Genomic DNA, 19,149 nt, shown 5'->3' with positions numbered 1-19,149 from the left:
ATGTCGAGTACTTGGTTGCGACCCCATGAAATCTTTTCATCCACTGTTTAAGTCTGCTGTCGTAGGCATTAACATTCTGGATATGGTAAACACCAGCAATGACTCGAATTCCAGCAGAGAGATTGACGGGGCGATGGGTAATTCCGAGGCTATGAGCCACAGACCGGTAGACGGCAGCGCCATCACTACAGAAAATGGCATCTTTTGCCAGGATAGCCCGCAAAGGAGGCTCAATTGTCTTTTTATCAAGCGCATTCAACATGAAATCTGCTGTTGCACCAGAGCGGTCGCGTACTACCAGCACCGGCACCTGATCTTTGCCTGTTCCACGTGCATGGATTTGCTTGCCGCGTTTACGCGGTGGACGATTCAGGTGACGTTGACCTTTGCAGGAAGAGGGAAAAAAGGTCTCATCCGCCTCAATGATTCCTTGCAAGTGGTTGGCTTTAGTAGCCGCCGGCAAAGTCAGAAACCGATGGCGCCAGCGAAAACTGGTGTTTTTGTCTATTCCGCATTGCCTGCCGCTAGCTCGCACGGTCAAACCTTCAATCAACGCTGCACTGTAATTCAACCATTGCTCCTTATGCCGCAGACGGGCCAAAGGAGTTCCCGAAATGGCCGTGAATGTGTGCTTGCATAAGCAACAGCGAAAACGTTGCAACCCCGCCTGGTGCCCCCAACGATGAGGGCGATCCGCCTGGCAGACCGGACAACTCGGCTCAAAAGAATCCTCAAGATATTTCACAACCACAGCTTGTGGCTTCGCCTCGCTCAGATAATGTTTGGCCTGTTCTTTTTGACGACGATTAAGTTGCGATATCTTTTCCAACCACTCCCGAAAATCAGTGGCTTCCATGACTATACCCTCCAGTCTTAATGTTCCAGCCTAATCGACAAAAAGGTAGTTCCAAGGTTTAATGCAGACATAGCCATTTTTTAAGCAGCGGGAGTGAAATACTACGCAGCGATTGGCGTAAAAAGAGTTTTGGCTGAATTTTTTCAGCAAACATCACAAAAAACCTATTTTTTGTCTGGCGCTGGACGCCATCCCGTTCTCCAGCAACACAAACACCTGCTCACGTAGCGCTTCATTCAGGTGTAGGTGCTGCAAATCCCCCGCACTTTCGGGATGTCGTCCTGCGAACGCGAGTTGAACTGGATTTGGCAATACTGATTTCGCCTAACTGCATCTGCCTGTTTCGAGCTACGCGCATGGTATGTTTACTCGAATTAAGTTTGTTTTTGAGAGTGTCATTCTCGAAAATTTTATGCGAAGTTTAGAGTGATTATCCCCGAAAATTGATTAAAATCGCCTGATAGCGTCAGTCTAATTTAATTTCTAAAAAATTGTCATCGCACTTAATGAATACCGGCCGTTGTTTTTATTGGGGATGGAGGATTTTCGGGCAAGAACAAACTACGGTATGGTCAGTTGATCAAGAATTTGTAGTATTCCATGCGCAATCAGCTGCATTTCATCTTCTTCAAGAATATAAGGTGGAATGATATAAACCGTGCGTCCGATTGGACGTATCAGTAGTTGTTGTCCTAATCCCAATTGTGCAAAGCGGTTGGCAAAGCCTGTCACGGGATCTCTAGCGTCAAAAGCCCAGATCATGCCGCAATTTCGGAAATTCTCCACCTTGGGGTGAGTTTTTAGCGGTTGCAGGTACTGATTGAGCAGTTGCGCTTTTACCGCATTGCTCGTAAGAATGTCATCCTGTTCAAAAATATCGAGCGTTGCCAGCGCAGCGCGGCAAGCAAGCGCATTGCCTGAATGAGAATGAGAATGCAGAAATGCCCTGCTGATACGGTCATCATAAAATGCTGTGTAGATGTCGTTAGTTGTCATCACCACCGAAAGCGGCAAGTAACCACCGCTCAATCCTTTCGCCAGACAAAGAAAATCCGGCACAATCGATGCCTGCTCACAGGCAAACATCGTGCCTGTGCGACCAAAACCAACCGCGATCTCGTCGGCGATTAGATGAACCTGGTACATGTCACAAAGCTGACGAGCACGCTCTAAATAGACAGGATGATACATACCCATGCCAATTGCCCCTTGAACAAGCGGCTCCAGAATCAATGCTGCCGTGTCGGCATGATATTGTTCCAGGTAACATTCCAGTGCTGCTGCCGCACGCAGAGCACAATCATACGGAGTTTCGTCGTTTATGGCCTGACGCCAGTCAGGTGTGGGCATGGTTATGCTGGGATGTAGTAGCGGCGCATAGGTTTGTTTGAACAATGGCACATCTGTTACAGATAAAGCTCCCAAGGTTTCACCGTGATAGCCGTTTTGCAAACTGATGAAATTCTTTTTAGCAGGAAAACCACATTGCTGCCAGTACTGGAAGCTCATTTTCAGTGCAATTTCGGTTGCGCTAGCGCCATCGCTGGCATAAAAACAATGGCCCAGTTCGCCGGGCGTTAATTTGACCAATCGTTCGGATAGCAATACAACCGGCTCATGAGTGCACCCTGCGAGCAAGACATGCTCAATTTTTTCCAGCTGATCGATAATTGCCGTGTTGATACGGGGGTTACAATGACCAAAAAGATTAACCCACCAGGAGCTGATGGTATCCAGGTAGCGATCGCCATTCTGGCCATACAGCCATGCACCGATCCCTTTTTTAATCTCGAGCGGAGGGAAATTCTCATGATCTTTCATTTGTGTACAAGGATGCCAGACGGTCTGATTGCTACGAAGAGATAATTTTTTATTACTCATGGGTTGAAATTCCTTGTCATAACCACTATTATTAGCACTCGTTGGTGTTGAGTGCTAGCAACGATATCTGTCCAACCGGCTAATGCTTAGCCGAGAGTGTAGTACTCGATTCAATATCTTTTTATCAATCTGCTAACAAACTCAGGAGAAATGTTCATGAATATACGCCCTTTGCATGACCGTGTAATTGTCAAACGACTCGAAGAAGAACGCAAGACCGCCTCAGGGATCGTGATTCCCGATACGGCGGCTGAAAAACCGGATCAAGGTGAAATCATCGCTGTGGGCAAAGGCAAAGCGAATGACAAAGGCGAGATTCGGCCACTTGAAGTCAAGGTTGGTGACAAAGTACTGTTCGGCAAATATGCTGGTCAGGCAGTGAAGGTAAAAGGTGACGAGCTGCTGGTGATGCGCGAAGAAGACATTATGGGTGTGATCGAAGGCTAACAGGCAATTAGAGTTAAATAATTTATTGAAATCAGGAGAATAAATATGGCTGCAAAAGAAGTGAAATTTGGTGATAGCGCGCGTCATGCCATGGTTCATGGCGTCAATGTTCTGGCGGATGCAGTTAAGGTAACTTTGGGTCCTAAAGGGCGCAATGTTGTACTGGAGCGCTCCTATGGTGCGCCGACCATTACCAAGGATGGGGTTTCAGTCGCCAAGGAAATCGAATTGAAGGACAAATTCGAAAATATGGGTGCGCAAATGGTCAAGGAAGTTGCCAGCAAAACCTCAGATATCGCCGGTGACGGAACAACAACGGCCACCGTGCTGGCGCAGGCGATCGTCAAGGAAGGTATGCGTTATGTCGCTGCTGGCATTAATCCGATGGATTTGAAGCGGGGAATCGATAAAGCAGTAACCGCAGCAGTTGCCGCGCTGAAAACGCAATCCAAACCATGTACAACTAATAAGGAGATTGCTCAGGTCGGTAGCATTTCAGCCAATGCTGATACCGAAATCGGTGAAGCCATTGCGGCCGCGATGGACAAAGTGGGCAAGGAAGGCGTCATCACGGTTGAAGATGGTTCTGGTCTGCAAAATGAACTCGATGTTGTTGAGGGCATGCAATTTGACCGTGGATATCTCTCTCCCTATTTTGTGAGTAGCGCGGATAAGCAGACAGCTTTGCTGGACGAGCCTTTTGTGCTGTTGCACGATAAAAAAGTATCCAATATTCGTGACTTGTTGCCTATTCTGGAACAAGTGGCAAAAGCCGGGAAACCTTTATTGATCATTGCAGAGGACGTGGATGGCGAAGCCCTGGCAACTTTGGTGGTGAATAATATTCGTGGCATTCTCAAGACCTGTGCGGTTAAAGCACCTGGATTCGGTGATCGTCGTAAAGCCATGCTGGAAGATATCGCCATTTTGACAGGTGGTACGGTGATTGCTGAAGAAGTAGGCTTGTCACTTGAAAAAGTGAAACTTGAAGATCTGGGTCGCGCCAAACGCATCGAGATCGGCAAGGAAAACACAACTATTATTGACGGTGCCGGTGATAGCAAGTCAATTGAAGCGCGTGTCGCCCAGATTCGTGCACAAATTGAAGAAGCAAGCAGCGATTACGACCGGGAAAAACTCCAGGAGCGCGTTGCTAAACTGGCAGGTGGTGTTGCAGTTATCAAGGTCGGCGCGGCAACCGAAATGGAAATGAAAGAGAAAAAAGCACGTGTCGAAGACGCGTTGCACGCAACCCGCGCAGCAGTTGAAGAAGGCATTGTCGCTGGTGGCGGTGTTGCCTTGCTTCGCGTGATCGATGCGGTCAGAAAGGTCAAGGGCGATAACCATGACCAGGATGCCGGTATCAAAATCGTGATACGCGCTGTAGAGGAGCCACTGCGCCAGATCGTAGCCAATTGCGGAGAAGAAGCCTCAGTGGTTGTCAACAAGGTGAAGGATAACACCGGCAATTTTGGCTATAATGCGGCAACAGGAGAATATGGTGACATGGTTTCTATGGGCGTGCTGGATCCGACCAAAGTAACCCGGTCGGCATTACAAAATGCTGCATCTGTTGCCGGATTACTGTTGACTACCGACGCAATGGTTGCCGAACTGCCCAAAGACGAAGCTGCTGGTGGCGGTATGGGCGGTATGGGTGGTATGGGTGGTATGGGTGGTATGGGCGGTATGGATATGTAGGTTGTTCCTGCCCGGAACAAAGCACAAACCATTCTCGATCAGCGATTATAATTGCCGGTCGAGGATGGTTTTTTAATTTCATGATCACAAATACTTTTCAGTTGGAAAATATTAATAATAATTACTCCGCCCATCAAGACTTACTCAAAAACCGAGTGATTTTGGTAACAGGTGCAGGCCAGGGTTTGGGTCGTGCGGCGGCCGTTGCGTATGCAAAGCATGGAGCAACGGTCATCCTGCACGGACGAAAGGTTGAAAAGCTGGAAGGTGTTTTTGATGAAATTGAAGCCATCGGCAGAGCATCCGCAATCATTTTAACTTTTGATCTAGCAGAAATAACGGACGAAAGTGCAGCCGCAGTCGCTGATGCAATCGCATCACAATTCGGCCGCCTTGATGGGATATTGCATAATGCTGCCTGGACATACGGCGCGATGCCGCTGGCACAACATAAGCTTGAACAATGGCAAACCTTGATGCAGGTGAATTTGCTGGCGCCAGTGACGTTGACCCGTGCCTGCCTGCCATTGCTTCTGGATGCTCCTGATGCCAGCGTGATCATGACCAGTGAAACACATGGACATTTCCCCAAGGCCTATTGGGGAGGATTTGCGGTGGCAAAGGCAGGCGTGGAAACCTTGGTTAAAATTCAGTCAGAAGAATGGGAGCTTTACCCAAATCTACGTATTAATACGCTGATTCCTGGTCCTGTAAATTCGCCTCAACGTGCCAAGACGCATCCAGGAAGTGATAATCGCAAGTTATCTCACCCAGTAGATCTGATGCGAACCTATCTTTTTTTGATGGGTCCAGATAGCACCAAAATAAGCGGTGAAACGTTTGTCTGTCAGGAAATCACAACGACTGACGCGCAGGAAAGCAGCTATCAGAAGAAGAAGGTATAATCAAAAAAGCGTAGTAAAGTTATGCTGCAACTAGCATTAATATCGATTTGCCGGTTACTTGAAAGGAAAGCAAGCCAGAATTTGTTGACAACCTGCCGTATGCCGTATTGTGGCAGCAGCTTAGCTGCTTTCAACATCAAATCTATAATACGCCTGGCATCAATCATTGCCAGGCGTGCGCGAAAGTGGCGGAATTGGTAGACGCACCAGATTTAGGTTCTGGCGCCGTAAGGTGTGGGGGTTCGAGTCCCCCCTTTCGCACCAAAAAAGTTGCAGAATGCCAAATATAGTTTTCATACTGCTTAAACATACATCTAAAATCTGTCAGGAATCTTAAATGCCAACACAAGTGGAAACCACCAATCCGCTGGAACGCAGTTTTGAGCTCTCCGTTCCTCGCCAAAAAATTGAAGCTGAGGTGGAAAGCCGGCTCAAACGTCTTGCTCCTAAAGTTAAGCTACAAGGCTTTCGTCCAGGAAAAGTTCCGTTAAAAGTAGTTGCGCAGCAACATGGCACGCAGCTGCATCAGGAAGTATTAAGTGAATTCCTGCAGAAAGAATTTACAGATTTTGTCACAAAAGAAAAATTCCATGTGGCAGGTCATCCACATTTCACTGCTACAAATCAGGGAAATGATGGCGGTGATTATACGTTTAACATCACTTTTGAAATTTATCCGGATTTCGAGTTGATTGATTTCAGCGAGATCACGGTCAAAAAACCGGTTATAACGATTGGTGAAGCTGAAATCCAGAAAACGCTGGAGATTCTACGTAAACAACAGGCAAATTTTGAGAAGGCTGACCGGGCGGCGCAACTAGGTGATCGCGTTAATATAGATTATAACGGCCAACTGGATGGCGAGAATTTTGCAGGCGGACAAGCCAGCGATTATAGTCTTATCCTTGGAGAGGGTCATCTATTAAAAGATTTTGAAAATGCCGTTATCGGGTTGCGTGCAGGTGAAGAAAAAAGCTTTGACCTGGTTTTCCCGGATAGTTACCCCGGTAAAGAAGTTGCTGGAAAAAAAGTTACCTTTACCATTAAATTGAATCAGGTTGACGCGCTGATATTGCCAGAAGTAGATAGCGCATTTGCCAGGTTACTAGGCGTTGCAGATGGTGATCTCGATAAAATGAAAGAAGAAATCGAGGCGAATCTTCATCGTGAAGTATTGCAACGGACTCGTGCCAAGCTCAAGGATCAAGTCATGCAGGCATTGCTGGACAAGATCGCTCTGATAGCTCCCCAGGCGTTAATCCAGCGTGAAGTGGATAGTCTGATTGAGGAATTCCGTAAAGAACAGTCTGCTAGGGGATTAAGCAACCAGAATACCGATTTCCCCAGAGAAATCTTCTTGGAAAGAGCAGAGCGGCGCGTCAAACTGGGGCTGATTATTGCCAAGTTGATAGATACGCACAAATTAAGTGTCAAGCCAGAGCAAGTAAAACAATATATTGAGGCGCTTGCTCAAAGCTACGAAAATCCGGATCAGGTTGTGGCGTGGCATTATGCCTCGGCTGACAGAGTCAAAAATTTTGAACCAATAGTACTGGAAGACAACGTCGTATCGTGGATTTTGGAAAAAACTCAGGTGATCGAGGAGGCAACCACATTCGAAGAACTTATGGAGCGCGTATGAAAATTCAATATTGGCCTGATAGGAGATGGAATTGAATACCACTAACTTGGGTTTGATCCCGATGGTGATTGAAACCAGCGGGAGGGGTGAGCGCGCTTATGATATCTATTCTCGACTGCTGAGAGAGAGGATTATCTTTCTTGTTGGACCCGTTACAGAAGAATCCGCTAATCTGGTCGTCGCGCAGCTTTTGTTTCTCGAGTCAGAAAGTGCGGAAAAAGATATTTTTTTGTATATTAATTCTCCTGGCGGGCTGGTAACGGCAGGGCTTGCTGTATATGACACGATGCAGTTTATCAAACCAGATGTCAGCACACTTTGCATCGGTCAGGCAGCGAGCATGGGAGCGTTGTTACTTACGGCCGGCGCAAAGGGAAAGCGCTTTTGTCTATCCAATTCACGTGTCATGATTCATCAGCCAATGGGTGGATTTCAGGGGCAAGCATCCGACATCGAAATTCATGCTAAAGAAATTTTATATTTAAAAGCCAAATTAAACCAAATTATGGCCCATCATACTGGTCAAACGGTCAAGAGCGTTGAGAAAGACACGGATCGCGATAATTTTTTGAGTGCGGAAGCGGCTTTGAAATATGGGCTGGTAGATGCCATCCTGACAAACAGGGAAGCATTGGCAGGCAAAGCATGATATGAGCATAGGCATAGTATATTTGATGATAGCGGGGTAAAAAAATGTCCAAAAAAACAGACGACGAGAAAATACTATATTGTTCTTTTTGTGGAAAAAGTCAGCGCGAAGTTAGAAAACTGATTGCCGGTCCTTCTGTCTTTATTTGTGACGAGTGCATTGATCTTTGCAATGACATCATTCGTGAAGAAATACAGGTTAGCGAGACTGCTAATAAACTCGCTAAACCAAGCCTGCCTACGCCACGTGAAATTTATCAAACGCTTGATCAGTATGTAATCGGCCAGGAAGCAGCCAAAAAGACGCTTTCAGTCGCTGTTTATAATCACTACAAACGCTTGCGCACGTTCGCCAAATCACATGACAGTGATGAAATTGAACTTGCCAAAAGTAATATTCTTTTAATTGGCCCTACAGGATCGGGTAAAACCTTGCTGGCGCAGACACTTGCTCGATTGCTGGATGTTCCATTTGTCATAGCTGACGCAACCACACTGACTGAAGCTGGTTATGTTGGTGAAGATGTCGAAAATATCATTCAGAAACTGTTACAAAAATGTAATCACGATGTTGAAAAAGCACAACGCGGGATCGTCTACATCGATGAAATCGATAAAATTTCACGAAAATCGGATAACCCTTCTATTACTCGCGATGTTTCCGGTGAAGGCGTTCAACAGGCATTGCTCAAGTTAATTGAGGGCACGACCGCCCTGGTGCCCCCTCAAGGGGGACGTAAGCACCCTAATCAGGAATTTGTTCAAATTGATACCACTAATATTCTGTTTATTTGTGGCGGTGCATTTGACGGTATCGAAAAGATTATACAAAGACGTTCGGACAAGGGCGGAATTGGTTTTGGGGCGAACATAAGCCAGCAGGATGATCGCAAGGCGCTTAGCGCTGTTCTGAAGGGGATTGAACCGGAAGATCTGATCAAGTTTGGGTTGATTCCTGAATTTGTCGGGCGGTTGCCAGTAATTGCTACTCTGAGTGAGTTGGACGAACCGGCTTTAATTCAGATTCTGGTTGAACCCAAAAATGCACTGGTCAAGCAATATTGCAAGTTATTTGAGATGGAAGGCGGGGTAGTGCTGGAGTTTCGCGAGCAGGCACTGACCGCGATCGCCAAGAAGGCACTGGCGCGGAAAGCTGGTGCGCGTGGTTTGCGTTCCATTCTGGAGGAAGCCTTGTTGGACATTATGTACGACTTGCCTTCTATCAAAAATGTGGCAAAGGTTGTAATTGACAGTAACTCGGTAAATGATGACATACAACCTATTGTAATCTATGCCGAGAACGCGAAAGTGGCCAGAGGCTCAAAACAGGCGTAAATTCATCGACGGCGCTATTGGTTGGAAATAGTCTTGTTTTTTGATAATCAGGTGCCATAACTTAGTTTAGATCTGAGTTGCACCTAATCCTATTTCCTTTAAGGGTGAGAAAATGACAGAAAACATTATTGAAATGGAATCGAACGACCCTAATTTACCACTGTTGCCATTACGTGACGTGGTCGTTTTTCCGCATATGGTCATTCCGCTGTTTGTGGGTCGGCCAAAGTCCATCAAAGCGCTCGAGGCCGCTACCGAGGCTGGAAAAAATATTTTACTGGTTGCACAAAAATCGGCGGCAACGGATGATCCTGTGGCTGACGAGATGTACCAGATTTGTACAGTCTCAAGTATTTTGCAAATGCTTAAACTGCCTGATGGCACGGTAAAAGTCCTGGTAGAAGGAAACTACCGCGCCAGAATCAGGGAATTTAGTGATGATGGTAACTTTTCTTCCGGGAAAGCAGAAAAAATTCCTATGGATGACGCTGATCATCCGGAAATAGAAGCGCTCCGGCGCGCGCTTTTTTCACAATTTGACCAGTATGTGAAGCTGAATAAAAAGATACCCTCGGAAATTCTTTCTTCCTTGTCCGGCATAGATGAGGCCGGGCGTCTGGCAGATACTGTGGCAGCTTATCTGCCACTGAGACTGGAACAAAAGCAGGAGATCCTGGAAATATTCGATACGCGGCTGCGCTTGGAGCGCTTACTTGGCTTGCTGGAAGCCGAACTGGACATCCTGCAGGTAGAGAAACGTATTCGCGGCAGAGTGAAGCGCCAAATGGAAAAGAGTCAGCGCGACTATTATCTGAATGAACAGGTCAAGGCCATTCAGAAAGAACTCGGTGAAGGTGAGGATGGTGCGGATCTCGAAGAAATAGAAAGAAAAATAAAGGCAGCTTCCTTACCCAAGGAGGCACTGGCGAAGGCCGAGTCTGAATTGAAAAAGCTTCGTCTCATGTCTCCGATGTCCGCAGAGGCAACGGTTATCAGAAATTACATCGACACGTTGGTATCGCTGCCGTGGAAACAGAAATCCAAGATTTCTAAAGATTTGAAAATAGCTGAAGGAATACTGGATGAAGACCACTACGGCCTGGAAAAAGTCAAGGAGCGTATTGTTGAGTATCTGGCCGTGCAGCAGCGGGTTGCAAAATCAAAAGCCCCGATTCTGTGTTTGGTTGGCCCGCCTGGGGTTGGAAAAACCTCATTGGGTCGCTCCATCGCTCGCGCAACCAATCGCAAGTTCGTGCGCATGTCATTGGGTGGGGTGCGCGATGAGGCCGAGATCCGCGGACATCGCCGCACATATATTGGCTCCATGCCTGGCAAGATTTTGCAAAGTATGACAAAAGTTGCCGTCAAGAATCCACTGTTTCTGCTTGATGAAGTTGACAAAATGGGAATGGATTTTCGCGGCGATCCTTCCTCGGCATTACTGGAAGTACTGGATCCAGAGCAAAATAATACTTTTGTCGATCATTACATCGAAGTCGAATATGATTTGTCCGATGTGATGTTCGTGGCTACGGCCAATACTTTGAATATTCCTTCTGCGTTGCTCGATCGCATGGAGGTCATTCGACTGTCCGGCTATACCGAAGACGAAAAACTTAATATAGCCAAACGCTACCTGTTATCCAAGCAAATGAAAAATCATGGGCTAACAGAGACTGATTTTGCTATTTCCGAGTCGGCCCTGCAGGATATTGTTCGCTATTACACACGCGAAGCCGGCGTGCGGTCCATGGAACGAGAAATTTCCAAAATTTGCCGCAAGGTAGTTAAAGCGTTGCTGAGCAAAGAAAATAAAGGGAAAATTACAGTCAATTCCCGCAATCTTGATAAATATCTCGGTGTACGCCGCTATACCTATGGCGTGGCCGAAGAGAAAAATCAGATTGGTCAAGTGACAGGATTGGCCTGGACAGAAGTCGGAGGAGAATTGCTCACTATTGAGGCGGTCGTTCTGCCGGGAAAAGGAAAAACTATTACAACAGGCAAACTGGGTGAAGTGATGCAGGAATCCGTACAGGCGGCCTTGTCAGTAGTGCGCAGCCGTTGCGCCTTATTAGGAATAGCGGAAGATTTTTATTTGAAAAATGACATTCATATCCACTTGCCGGAAGGCGCAACACCAAAAGATGGCCCCAGTGCAGGTATCGGGATTTGTCTAGCGATGGTTTCAGCGTTGACAGGTATACCGGTTCGTGGATCAGTTGCCATGACTGGTGAAATTACTCTGAGAGGAGAAGTGCTACCGATAGGAGGACTTAAGGAAAAACTGCTTGCTGCTCATCGTGGTGGAATCAGCACTGTATTGATCCCTGTGGAAAACGTTAAAGACCTGAATGAGATTCCTGCCAACATAAAAAACAAACTTGATATTAAGCCAGTCAAATGGATAGATCAGGTATTGGAGCTTGCCCTTGAGCGTAAACCAGAAATACTACCGCCGGAGATAGCCAGCCCGGTTTTGCCCGTAACTGCTCCGGCAAAAAGATCTGGGCGCTCATCCACTATCAAGCATTGATTGGCGGATAGTAAAATCCTTACTTGCTTGGTAGAATCTTACTCCGCTACTGAAACAATACCACTTGGTTGATCTCAAAATAAGCCACTTACTGAGAGTTGGTAAGTGGCTAAAATTTTTTAACTGAAATACGACAGGATTATTTATGACCACTGATAGCTACCGTCCAGAGAAGAATATCTCCACATTTTATCCTCCACAACGTACCCTGATGGGGCCTGGTCCGTCCGATACGCATCCGCGAGTCCTGACTGCATTGGCACGACCTACACTTGGTCATCTCGATCCCGTCTTTACCGAGATGATGGAAGAGCTGAAAAGCTTACTTCGATATGCTTTTCAGACCTCCAATTTACTGACTTTTCCAGTGTCAGGCCCGGGTTCGGTTGGAATGGAAATGTGCTTTGTCAACATGATTATTCCGGGTGACAAGGTAATCGTCTGTCGGAACGGTGTTTTTGGTGGGCGAATGATAGAAAATGTTGAGCGCAGTGGCGGAACGGCATTGATCGTAGATGATAAATGGGGTGAGCCGGTTGATCCGCAAAAAGTGGAGGATTGCCTGAAAAAAAATCCGGACGTCAAGATTCTGGCGTTTGCTCATGCCGAAACCTCTACTGGTGTGCAGTCAGATGCCAAAACACTAAGTGGGCTTGCGAAAAAATATGATTGTTACACGATCATGGATACAGTGACTTCGCTTGGAGGAACCCCTATTTACATGGATGAGTGGGGAATAGACGCCATTTACTCCGGTAGTCAGAAATGCCTATCTTGCCCACCCGGATTGTCACCAGTCAGTTTTTCTGAGCGCGTGGCTGACCTGGTCAAGAAACGCACCGAAAAAGTGCATAGCTGGTTTATGGATATCAACTTGCTACTGGGTTACTGGGGCACATCCCGCACTTACCATCATACGGCACCAACCAATTCACTTTATGGCCTCCATGAGGCCCTGGTCATGCTGCATGAAGAAGGCCTGGAGCACTCCTGGGCACGACATCGCCGTAATTATGAGGCGCTAAAGGCTGGTTTGAAAACGATGGGTGTTGAATATGTCGTCGCCGAACCCTATCGTTTGCCGCAATTAAATTCGGTGCATATACCGGCTGGTGTAGATGATAAAGAGGTTCGTCGTCGCTTGCTGGCTGATTATAACCTCGAGATAGGTGCTGGGCTGGGTGATTTCGCTGGCAAGGTTTGGCGCTTTGGCTTGATGGGTAATTCCAGCCGGGTTGAAAAAGTCCTGTTTTGTCTCGATGCACTCGAGAGCACATTGGCAGATATGGGCAGCATCAAAGTAGAGAGAGGAGCTGCTGCAACTGCTGCACACCTGCATTATGCGGCTAATCCGATTTTAGCATAGTTAAATCGGATACCTGCTAATCCGCTGGGCGGAACTGGCCAGTAAATTTATTGAATCAAGATAAATTTACTGGCCAGTTTGTATTAGGTGGCTAAGTATCAATTCTTATCCGAGAATTACATTGAAATATCTTGCAATAGAACGATTGCAATTTGACCTGATATATATATAGACCGTTCTCAGAGTGAACGGCAACGGTGATTAGTCCATTATAGGTCTCAATTGCTGTGTAAAATACAATTCCTTGTTCTAATTCTTAGTCATGAATAGTGTCTTGAATTTTTCTGCACGCAGATGAATGACAATCTGATTGTGGCACCTTTGGTCGCATTTGGTTTGTCATGCATGCTGTCATGGCTTCTGACGGAAAAAAAAGTACTCCAGGTATTGGATAAACCTAATGCACGATCATTGCATGCTTTGCCGGTCCCTCGCACAGGTGGGATTGCGATCATTACGTCAATACTGAGTTCGTGGCTGCTGCTTGCCCCTTCTTCAGTCTCGTTGTTATTGTCGGCCAGTGTACTTTTATTGGCGCTTGTCTCCTTGGCTGATGATGTTCGACCACTTCCAGCGTTTTTTCGACTTGTATTTCACAGCACGGTTGCCTGGGTGTATGCTGCATCGTTGCTATACTTGTCGCATGGTTTTTTTTTAACTTTGGTGGTCGGCGTGGCATTAATTTGGATGATCAATCTATTTAATTTTATGGATGGGTCAGATGGTTTAGCTACGGGTATGGCGCTGATCGGGTTTAGTGCTTATGGCGCAGGAGCGCTGCAAATGGCTGATGAAATATTTGCAGCAGTTAATTTTTGTATTGTGGGATCAGCAACGGCACTTCTACTGTTTAATTTCCATCCCGCCCGGATATTCATGGGAGATAACGGCTCAATTCCGCTAGGGTTTCTTGCTGGCGCGCTGGGAATATACGGCTGGTCGGAGGGTATCTGGTCACCATGGTTTCCTCTCCTGGTTTTTTCTCCTTTTGTTGCTGATGCGACAGTTACGCTGATTAAACGATTATATAAAGGTGAACGAGTCTGGCATGCTCACCGGGACCATTATTACCAGAGACTGGTACTGATGAGTGGATGGGGACATCGTAATACTGCCCTGTTTGCGTATGTGCTTATGCTCGTATCGGGCGCAATCGCATTGAGTGCAATGGGTCAGAATTGGATGACGCAAGTGACGCTGGTTGCTACAGAGTACGGCGTATATTTGGTTGCAATGCTGATATTTGACTATTGTCAGTCAGCAAATTCTCAGTACAAATAGAATGATTATCATCAAAGCCGGATGGCGGAGAATTATCGCGGCAGTCCATGATTTTCTGGCGGTCATTGTTGCTTGGTGGCTAGCGTATCAGCTTCGATATGATTTTCAGGTTTCAACAGAACATCAGGTGGCGCTTTGGAATACTTTGTTGTGGGTACTACCGGCTCAGGCAGGTATTTTTTTTCTCTTCAAGCTTTACCGAGGATTGTGGCGGTATGCAAGCCTGAATGATCTCAAGCAAATATTTTTTTCGGTAGCGTTAGGTGCTATAACAGTAGCTGCAATCATCCTGCCGTTTGAATTGCCGAATACAGCACCACCCGCCATATTGGTGCTGGCGCCAATGTTGTTGCTATTGATCATGGGAGGAAGCCGTTTTGCTTACCGCGCATGGAAAGAGCAGCGTAAGCAAAGCTTAAAACATGTTCAGCTTCAATCGACCATTGTGCTGGGTTCAGGTGATGCAGCAGCTAACCTGATCAAGGAACTGAAGCGAAGCCATGATTGGCAAGTGGTTGGTTTGCTGACAGAGAAAGCGAGCAAATTAGGAGCACAGTTGCACGGTGTAAAAGTACTGGGAATGATTGAAGAGCTGCCGGAATGGGTTGAAAAATTTAATATCAGTCACGTTATTATCGCTATGCCATCTGCGTCCCAGGCGTTGCGCCGCAGCGCGATCGAAATTTGTGCGAGTATCGGCATTAAGCCAATGATCGTTCCATCCTACGTTGATCTAGTTAGCAACAAGATGACGGTTTCTCCCATTCGTAACATTGATCTTGGTGATTTGCTGGGGCGTGAGCCGGTATTGCTTGATACCAAGGGACTGCACGGGCTTTTAATGGAAAAGGTTATTTTGGTGACGGGTGCCGGTGGATCGATTGGTGCTGAACTTTGTCGTCAAATTCTGACATTTAAACCCAGATTGCTGATTGCGCTGGAGCTCAATGAATATGCCTTATATGGCATCAAGGAGATGTTTAAAGCTGAATTTCCAGAGATTCCAGCCGCTTTTCTCATTGGTGATGTTAAGGATTCGGCACGACTGGATCAGATCTTCGAAAAATATCAACCCGATGTAGTTTTTCATGCTGCGGCCTACAAGCACGTGCCCCTTATGGAACAGGATAATGCCTGGCAGGCAGTGCAGAACAATGTTGTGGGCACCTATGTACTGGCAAGCACAGCCATCCGCCATCATGTGGAAAAATTCGTATTTATATCGACTGACAAGGCCGTCAATCCAACCAATATTATGGGAGCAAGCAAACGGCTTGGAGAAATGATTTGCCAGGCATTACAGCAATCTGCCAGAAAGCTGCAACAGCAAAGCCAGAGACGCGCACAATTTGTCATTGTGCGTTTTGGTAATGTGCTTGGCAGTACAGGTAGCGTGATTCCTAAATTCAAAGAACAAATTTTGCGTGGTGGTCCGGTAACCGTGACACATCCTGAAATCAGTCGATATTTTATGTCGCTGCAGGAAGCCTCGCAATTGGTTCTACAGGCGGGCGCCATGCAGGGATCGGAGCAAGGGGGTGATATTTTTATCATGGATATGGGCGAACCGGTCAGGATTATTGATTTAGCGAAGGATATGATCCGTATGTCCGGTTTACACGAGGATGAGATCAAAATCGTCTTTACCAGCCTACGACCGGGTGAAAAACTTCATGAAGAGTTGGCAGGAGAAAATGAAAGCACTTTACCCACCCCACATAAAAAATTGCGTATCACACAATCCCGTCTCGTTGACGAGCAGTGGCTTCACAAGTTGGTCATTTGGTTTGGCGAACAATCCGCATTAACAGATGAGGCTACCAAATTGGCGCTAACAGAATGGGTACCAGAATATCAATGTCAACAAACAAACGCCATGACAACTGATCAGCATGGTATTGCATAATCACTTTTCTATAAATTTTGTTTCTATTGATGTTGTTTTCCTGTCAAATTAGCGCACTGTTCGTCCAGCGTGGCATCCACCTGAGTCCGCACCTTATCATTCCAACATACAGATCAGCATGCCAATAGTTAGACTGGCGGCTGAGTCACTGAGTGTGGACATTGACCCGGAAGCACTCTGTTTTACAGATACTGCAAACCTGGTCGATCAACCACTTTCCTGGATTGGACAGGAGCGCGCCAGACAAGCAGCGTATTTCGGGCTGAATATGCGACAGCCGGATTACAACCTGTTCGTGTTAGGCGCAGCTGGCAGCGGCCGCTCTTCCTTGTTGAAACAGGCCATGACTGAGGTGGCAGCCAACATGCCGGTTCCACCTGATCTATGCTTCATACATAATTTTGATACGCCCGAATGTCCTTTGGCAATCCGCCTGCCTGCGGGGCAGGGGAGTGTATTGCAGCAAGCGCTTGATCATTTTATAAGCAACGTTTGCAGAGAAATACCCGAATATCTGAATGGGGAAGCAACCAGGCAGGAAAGTGAAAGAATCAATCAAAAATTCAGGCAGGAAGAGGCAAAAGCCTATGCACAACTTTGCGCATTTGCCGAGAAACTGAATTTTGTGATTCGACGTGAATCAGGTCGCTTAATTCTGATATTGCTGGATAAACACTCTGGTAAAGTTCTGAGCGAAGATGAAATACTACAGCTTCCGGCGGCGAAAAGAGCTGCCATCGAACAGGATGAAGCCGTGTTGTATCAAGAAATAGCTCGCTATCTTGAGAAAACTCACCCGTTGGAATACAAACGCGAAGAAGCCTTAACTACTTTACAGCAGATAAAAATTCAACCGATGCTGGCACAAAGCATGGCGGTCATTCTCGACAGTCTGCATTCATCATTTTCCGATCGGACTAAAGTTGAGCAGTTCTTGCATGGCATCACAAAAAATGTACTCGACAATCTCGCCATATTTTTGCCCTCTGAAAATGAAGATGAAAAATCCCCATCAGCGTTAAAAGAAATACTCGCATGTTATCAGGTCAATTTGGCTGTGGATAATCGCCATTTACGTGGCGCACCCGTACTAATTGAAGAGCATCCATCCTTTAAATCATTGATTGGCGGTATTAAGCACCGCGTGGTTGAAGGGATGCTGGTTTCCAACTTCACCGGTATTCGTGCAGGCAGCTTGCTGAAAGCACATGAAGGATTTCTGATGCTGTACCTCGATGATTTGTTTGCCAATGAGCAGCTGTGGGAGAAAATAAGCACTTTGCTGCGCAGTCATTCTCTGCTGATCGAAGCGCCATCAGCAACGGCTACAGGTATGCCAATGGTTTCGATCGAGCCGGAAATGGTAGCAGTGCAGGTAAAAATAGTGCTGATTGGGTCTCGCGAGCAATATTACGCCATACAGGAAGAGGATCCCGAACTCGCCAGGCGTTTTCGGGTGAAGGTCGATTTTTCTGCTTCATTTATGGCAAACCTTCAAACTTACCATGCGTTGTCCATTTTTATTGCTTCGCTTTGTCAGGTATCCAGGTTGCCACATTTTTCTGCCACTGCTGTCGTCAATGTGTTGACGAACTGTCACCGTGAAGCTGAAGATCAAAAGCGACTGACGGCCAATTTCAGTCGGACCGAAACATTGGTTATGGAAAGTGCCGCGCAGTGTATGGCGCGTGGCAGCAGCCTGGTTGAAGCAGCAGACATTTCGTCTGCATTACAGGCGCGCTTTTTGCGGCACGCTTATCCATTGGAATGTGCGCTGGAAGCGATAGTCGATGGGGATGTGGTTATTGACGTGACGGGCGAGGCTATTGGCCAGATAAATGGCTTGAGTCTGGTTGAAATGGGTGATCTGACGTTTGGGCTGCCTATACGTATCACCGCACATGCTTTTGCTGGTGAGGAAGGCTTGCTCAACATCGAACGTGAAGTTGGATTATCCGGCCCGGTTCATGATAAAGGTGTATTTATTCTGCAAAATTTGCTGTGTGCGCTATTTCATCATAACGCGCCACTTGCCTTCAACGCTTCCATCGTATTTGAGCAACAGTATCATGGTATTGAAGGCGACTCTGCTTCTTGTGCGGAACTATATGCGTTTCTGTCGGCCTTGTCCGGATTGCCCCTCAGGCAAGGAATTGCGGTAACTGGCGCAATTAATCAGTTTGGCGAAATTCTGCCGGTGGGGGGGATTAATGAAAAAATTGAAGGCTTCTATCGTGTTTGTGCTGCTATCGGTCTGGATGGCAATCAGGGAGTATTGATTCCCGAGCGTAATCGCCGACATTTAATACTAGCCAGAGAGGTAATCGATGCTGTCCAGCAGGGCGTTTTTCATATTTACAGCGCTGAACAGATGAGCGATGGACTGGAAATGTTGACTGGTATGCCTTCTGGTCTCATGAGCGATGCACGATTAAATGAAATACTGGTTTATGAGCCGCATACCGTACTTGGCCTGGCACAAAAAACCTTACGTAATTTTCGCGCAGCCTGCCAGCAGCCAACACAGGCAAAACCAGACAACAAGCGAACGCATGAGCGCGCAGGTAAATAGCGCCTGCCAGAAAACCTCATTTTTTACGAAAGGGCTACCCGTTTCTTAAGTAGTGCGAGTGAAATGCTGTGCA

Annotated in this window: 14 protein-coding genes and 1 tRNA gene; 12 read left to right on the top strand and 3 right to left on the bottom strand. The window is 46.7% G+C overall.

Features of this window, described 5'->3' with window-relative positions; genetic code table 11:
• The 3 genes from NSMM_RS02775 to bioA all read right to left on the bottom strand — a co-directional run.
• The coding region (locus tag NSMM_RS02775) for an IS1595 family transposase (protein ID WP_090284400.1) at window positions 1-856 on the bottom strand (856 nt) is incomplete at its 3' end.
• A 153-nt stretch (window positions 857-1,009) separates the two neighbouring features.
• Window positions 1,010-1,168, bottom strand: coding sequence for a hypothetical protein (locus NSMM_RS15510; protein WP_176753832.1), 159 nt, complete (start codon window positions 1,166-1,168; stop codon window positions 1,010-1,012).
• A gap of 249 nt (window positions 1,169-1,417) precedes the next feature.
• Window positions 1,418-2,737: an adenosylmethionine--8-amino-7-oxononanoate transaminase gene (gene bioA, locus NSMM_RS02770; protein WP_090284398.1), complete on the bottom strand. Its 1,320-nt coding sequence runs from the start codon at window positions 2,735-2,737 to the stop codon at window positions 1,418-1,420.
• A 156-nt stretch (window positions 2,738-2,893) separates the two neighbouring features.
• Between bioA and groES the strand changes: the two genes are divergently transcribed.
• The 12 genes from groES (at window position 2,894) to NSMM_RS02705 (ending at window position 19,076) form a co-directional block, all read left to right on the top strand.
• Window positions 2,894-3,184, top strand: coding sequence for a co-chaperone GroES (groES, locus tag NSMM_RS02765; protein ID WP_090284396.1), 291 nt, complete (start codon window positions 2,894-2,896; stop codon window positions 3,182-3,184).
• A gap of 45 nt (window positions 3,185-3,229) precedes the next feature.
• The gene (gene groL, locus NSMM_RS02760; RefSeq protein WP_090284394.1) at window positions 3,230-4,885 is read left to right on the top strand and encodes a chaperonin GroEL; all 1,656 of its coding nucleotides are present in this window, start codon (window positions 3,230-3,232) and stop codon (window positions 4,883-4,885) included.
• 80 nt (window positions 4,886-4,965) lie between these two features.
• The gene (locus NSMM_RS02755; protein WP_090284392.1) at window positions 4,966-5,790 is read left to right on the top strand and encodes an SDR family NAD(P)-dependent oxidoreductase; all 825 of its coding nucleotides are present in this window, start codon (window positions 4,966-4,968) and stop codon (window positions 5,788-5,790) included.
• A 179-nt stretch (window positions 5,791-5,969) separates the two neighbouring features.
• Window positions 5,970-6,054, top strand: a tRNA-Leu gene (locus tag NSMM_RS02745).
• 73 nt (window positions 6,055-6,127) lie between these two features.
• The gene (gene tig / locus NSMM_RS02740) at window positions 6,128-7,432 is read left to right on the top strand and encodes a trigger factor (RefSeq protein WP_090284388.1); all 1,305 of its coding nucleotides are present in this window, start codon (window positions 6,128-6,130) and stop codon (window positions 7,430-7,432) included.
• A gap of 25 nt (window positions 7,433-7,457) precedes the next feature.
• Window positions 7,458-8,081 (top strand): ATP-dependent Clp endopeptidase proteolytic subunit ClpP, encoded by a 624-nt coding sequence (gene clpP, locus NSMM_RS02735; RefSeq protein ID WP_090284386.1) that lies wholly within the window; start codon window positions 7,458-7,460, stop codon window positions 8,079-8,081.
• 44 nt (window positions 8,082-8,125) lie between these two features.
• A complete protein-coding gene (gene clpX / locus NSMM_RS02730) occupies window positions 8,126-9,415 on the top strand; it encodes an ATP-dependent Clp protease ATP-binding subunit ClpX (protein ID WP_090284384.1) in 1,290 nt (429 codons plus the stop codon).
• A 112-nt stretch (window positions 9,416-9,527) separates the two neighbouring features.
• Window positions 9,528-11,951 carry an endopeptidase La gene (gene lon / locus NSMM_RS02725; RefSeq protein ID WP_090284382.1) on the top strand — a complete coding sequence of 808 codons (2,424 nt, stop codon included), beginning with the start codon at window positions 9,528-9,530 and terminating at the stop codon, window positions 11,949-11,951.
• 145 nt (window positions 11,952-12,096) lie between these two features.
• The gene (locus NSMM_RS02720) at window positions 12,097-13,317 is read left to right on the top strand and encodes a pyridoxal-phosphate-dependent aminotransferase family protein (RefSeq protein WP_090284380.1); all 1,221 of its coding nucleotides are present in this window, start codon (window positions 12,097-12,099) and stop codon (window positions 13,315-13,317) included.
• Between the two features lie 294 nt (window positions 13,318-13,611).
• Window positions 13,612-14,598, top strand: a complete 987-nt coding sequence (locus NSMM_RS02715) for an MraY family glycosyltransferase (protein WP_090284378.1) — start codon at window positions 13,612-13,614, stop codon at window positions 14,596-14,598.
• A gap of 1 nt (window position 14,599) precedes the next feature.
• Window positions 14,600-16,504 (top strand): polysaccharide biosynthesis protein, encoded by a 1,905-nt coding sequence (locus tag NSMM_RS02710; protein WP_090284376.1) that lies wholly within the window; start codon window positions 14,600-14,602, stop codon window positions 16,502-16,504.
• A gap of 118 nt (window positions 16,505-16,622) precedes the next feature.
• Window positions 16,623-19,076, top strand: coding sequence for an ATP-binding protein (locus NSMM_RS02705; RefSeq protein ID WP_090284374.1), 2,454 nt, complete (start codon window positions 16,623-16,625; stop codon window positions 19,074-19,076).
• Window positions 19,077-19,149: the final 73 nt, after the last annotated feature.

The sequence above is a fragment of the Nitrosomonas mobilis genome (assembly GCF_900103035.1).
GTDB lineage: Bacteria > Pseudomonadota > Gammaproteobacteria > Burkholderiales > Nitrosomonadaceae > Nitrosomonas > Nitrosomonas mobilis.
This window is presented reverse-complemented; position numbering and strand designations above follow the sequence as displayed.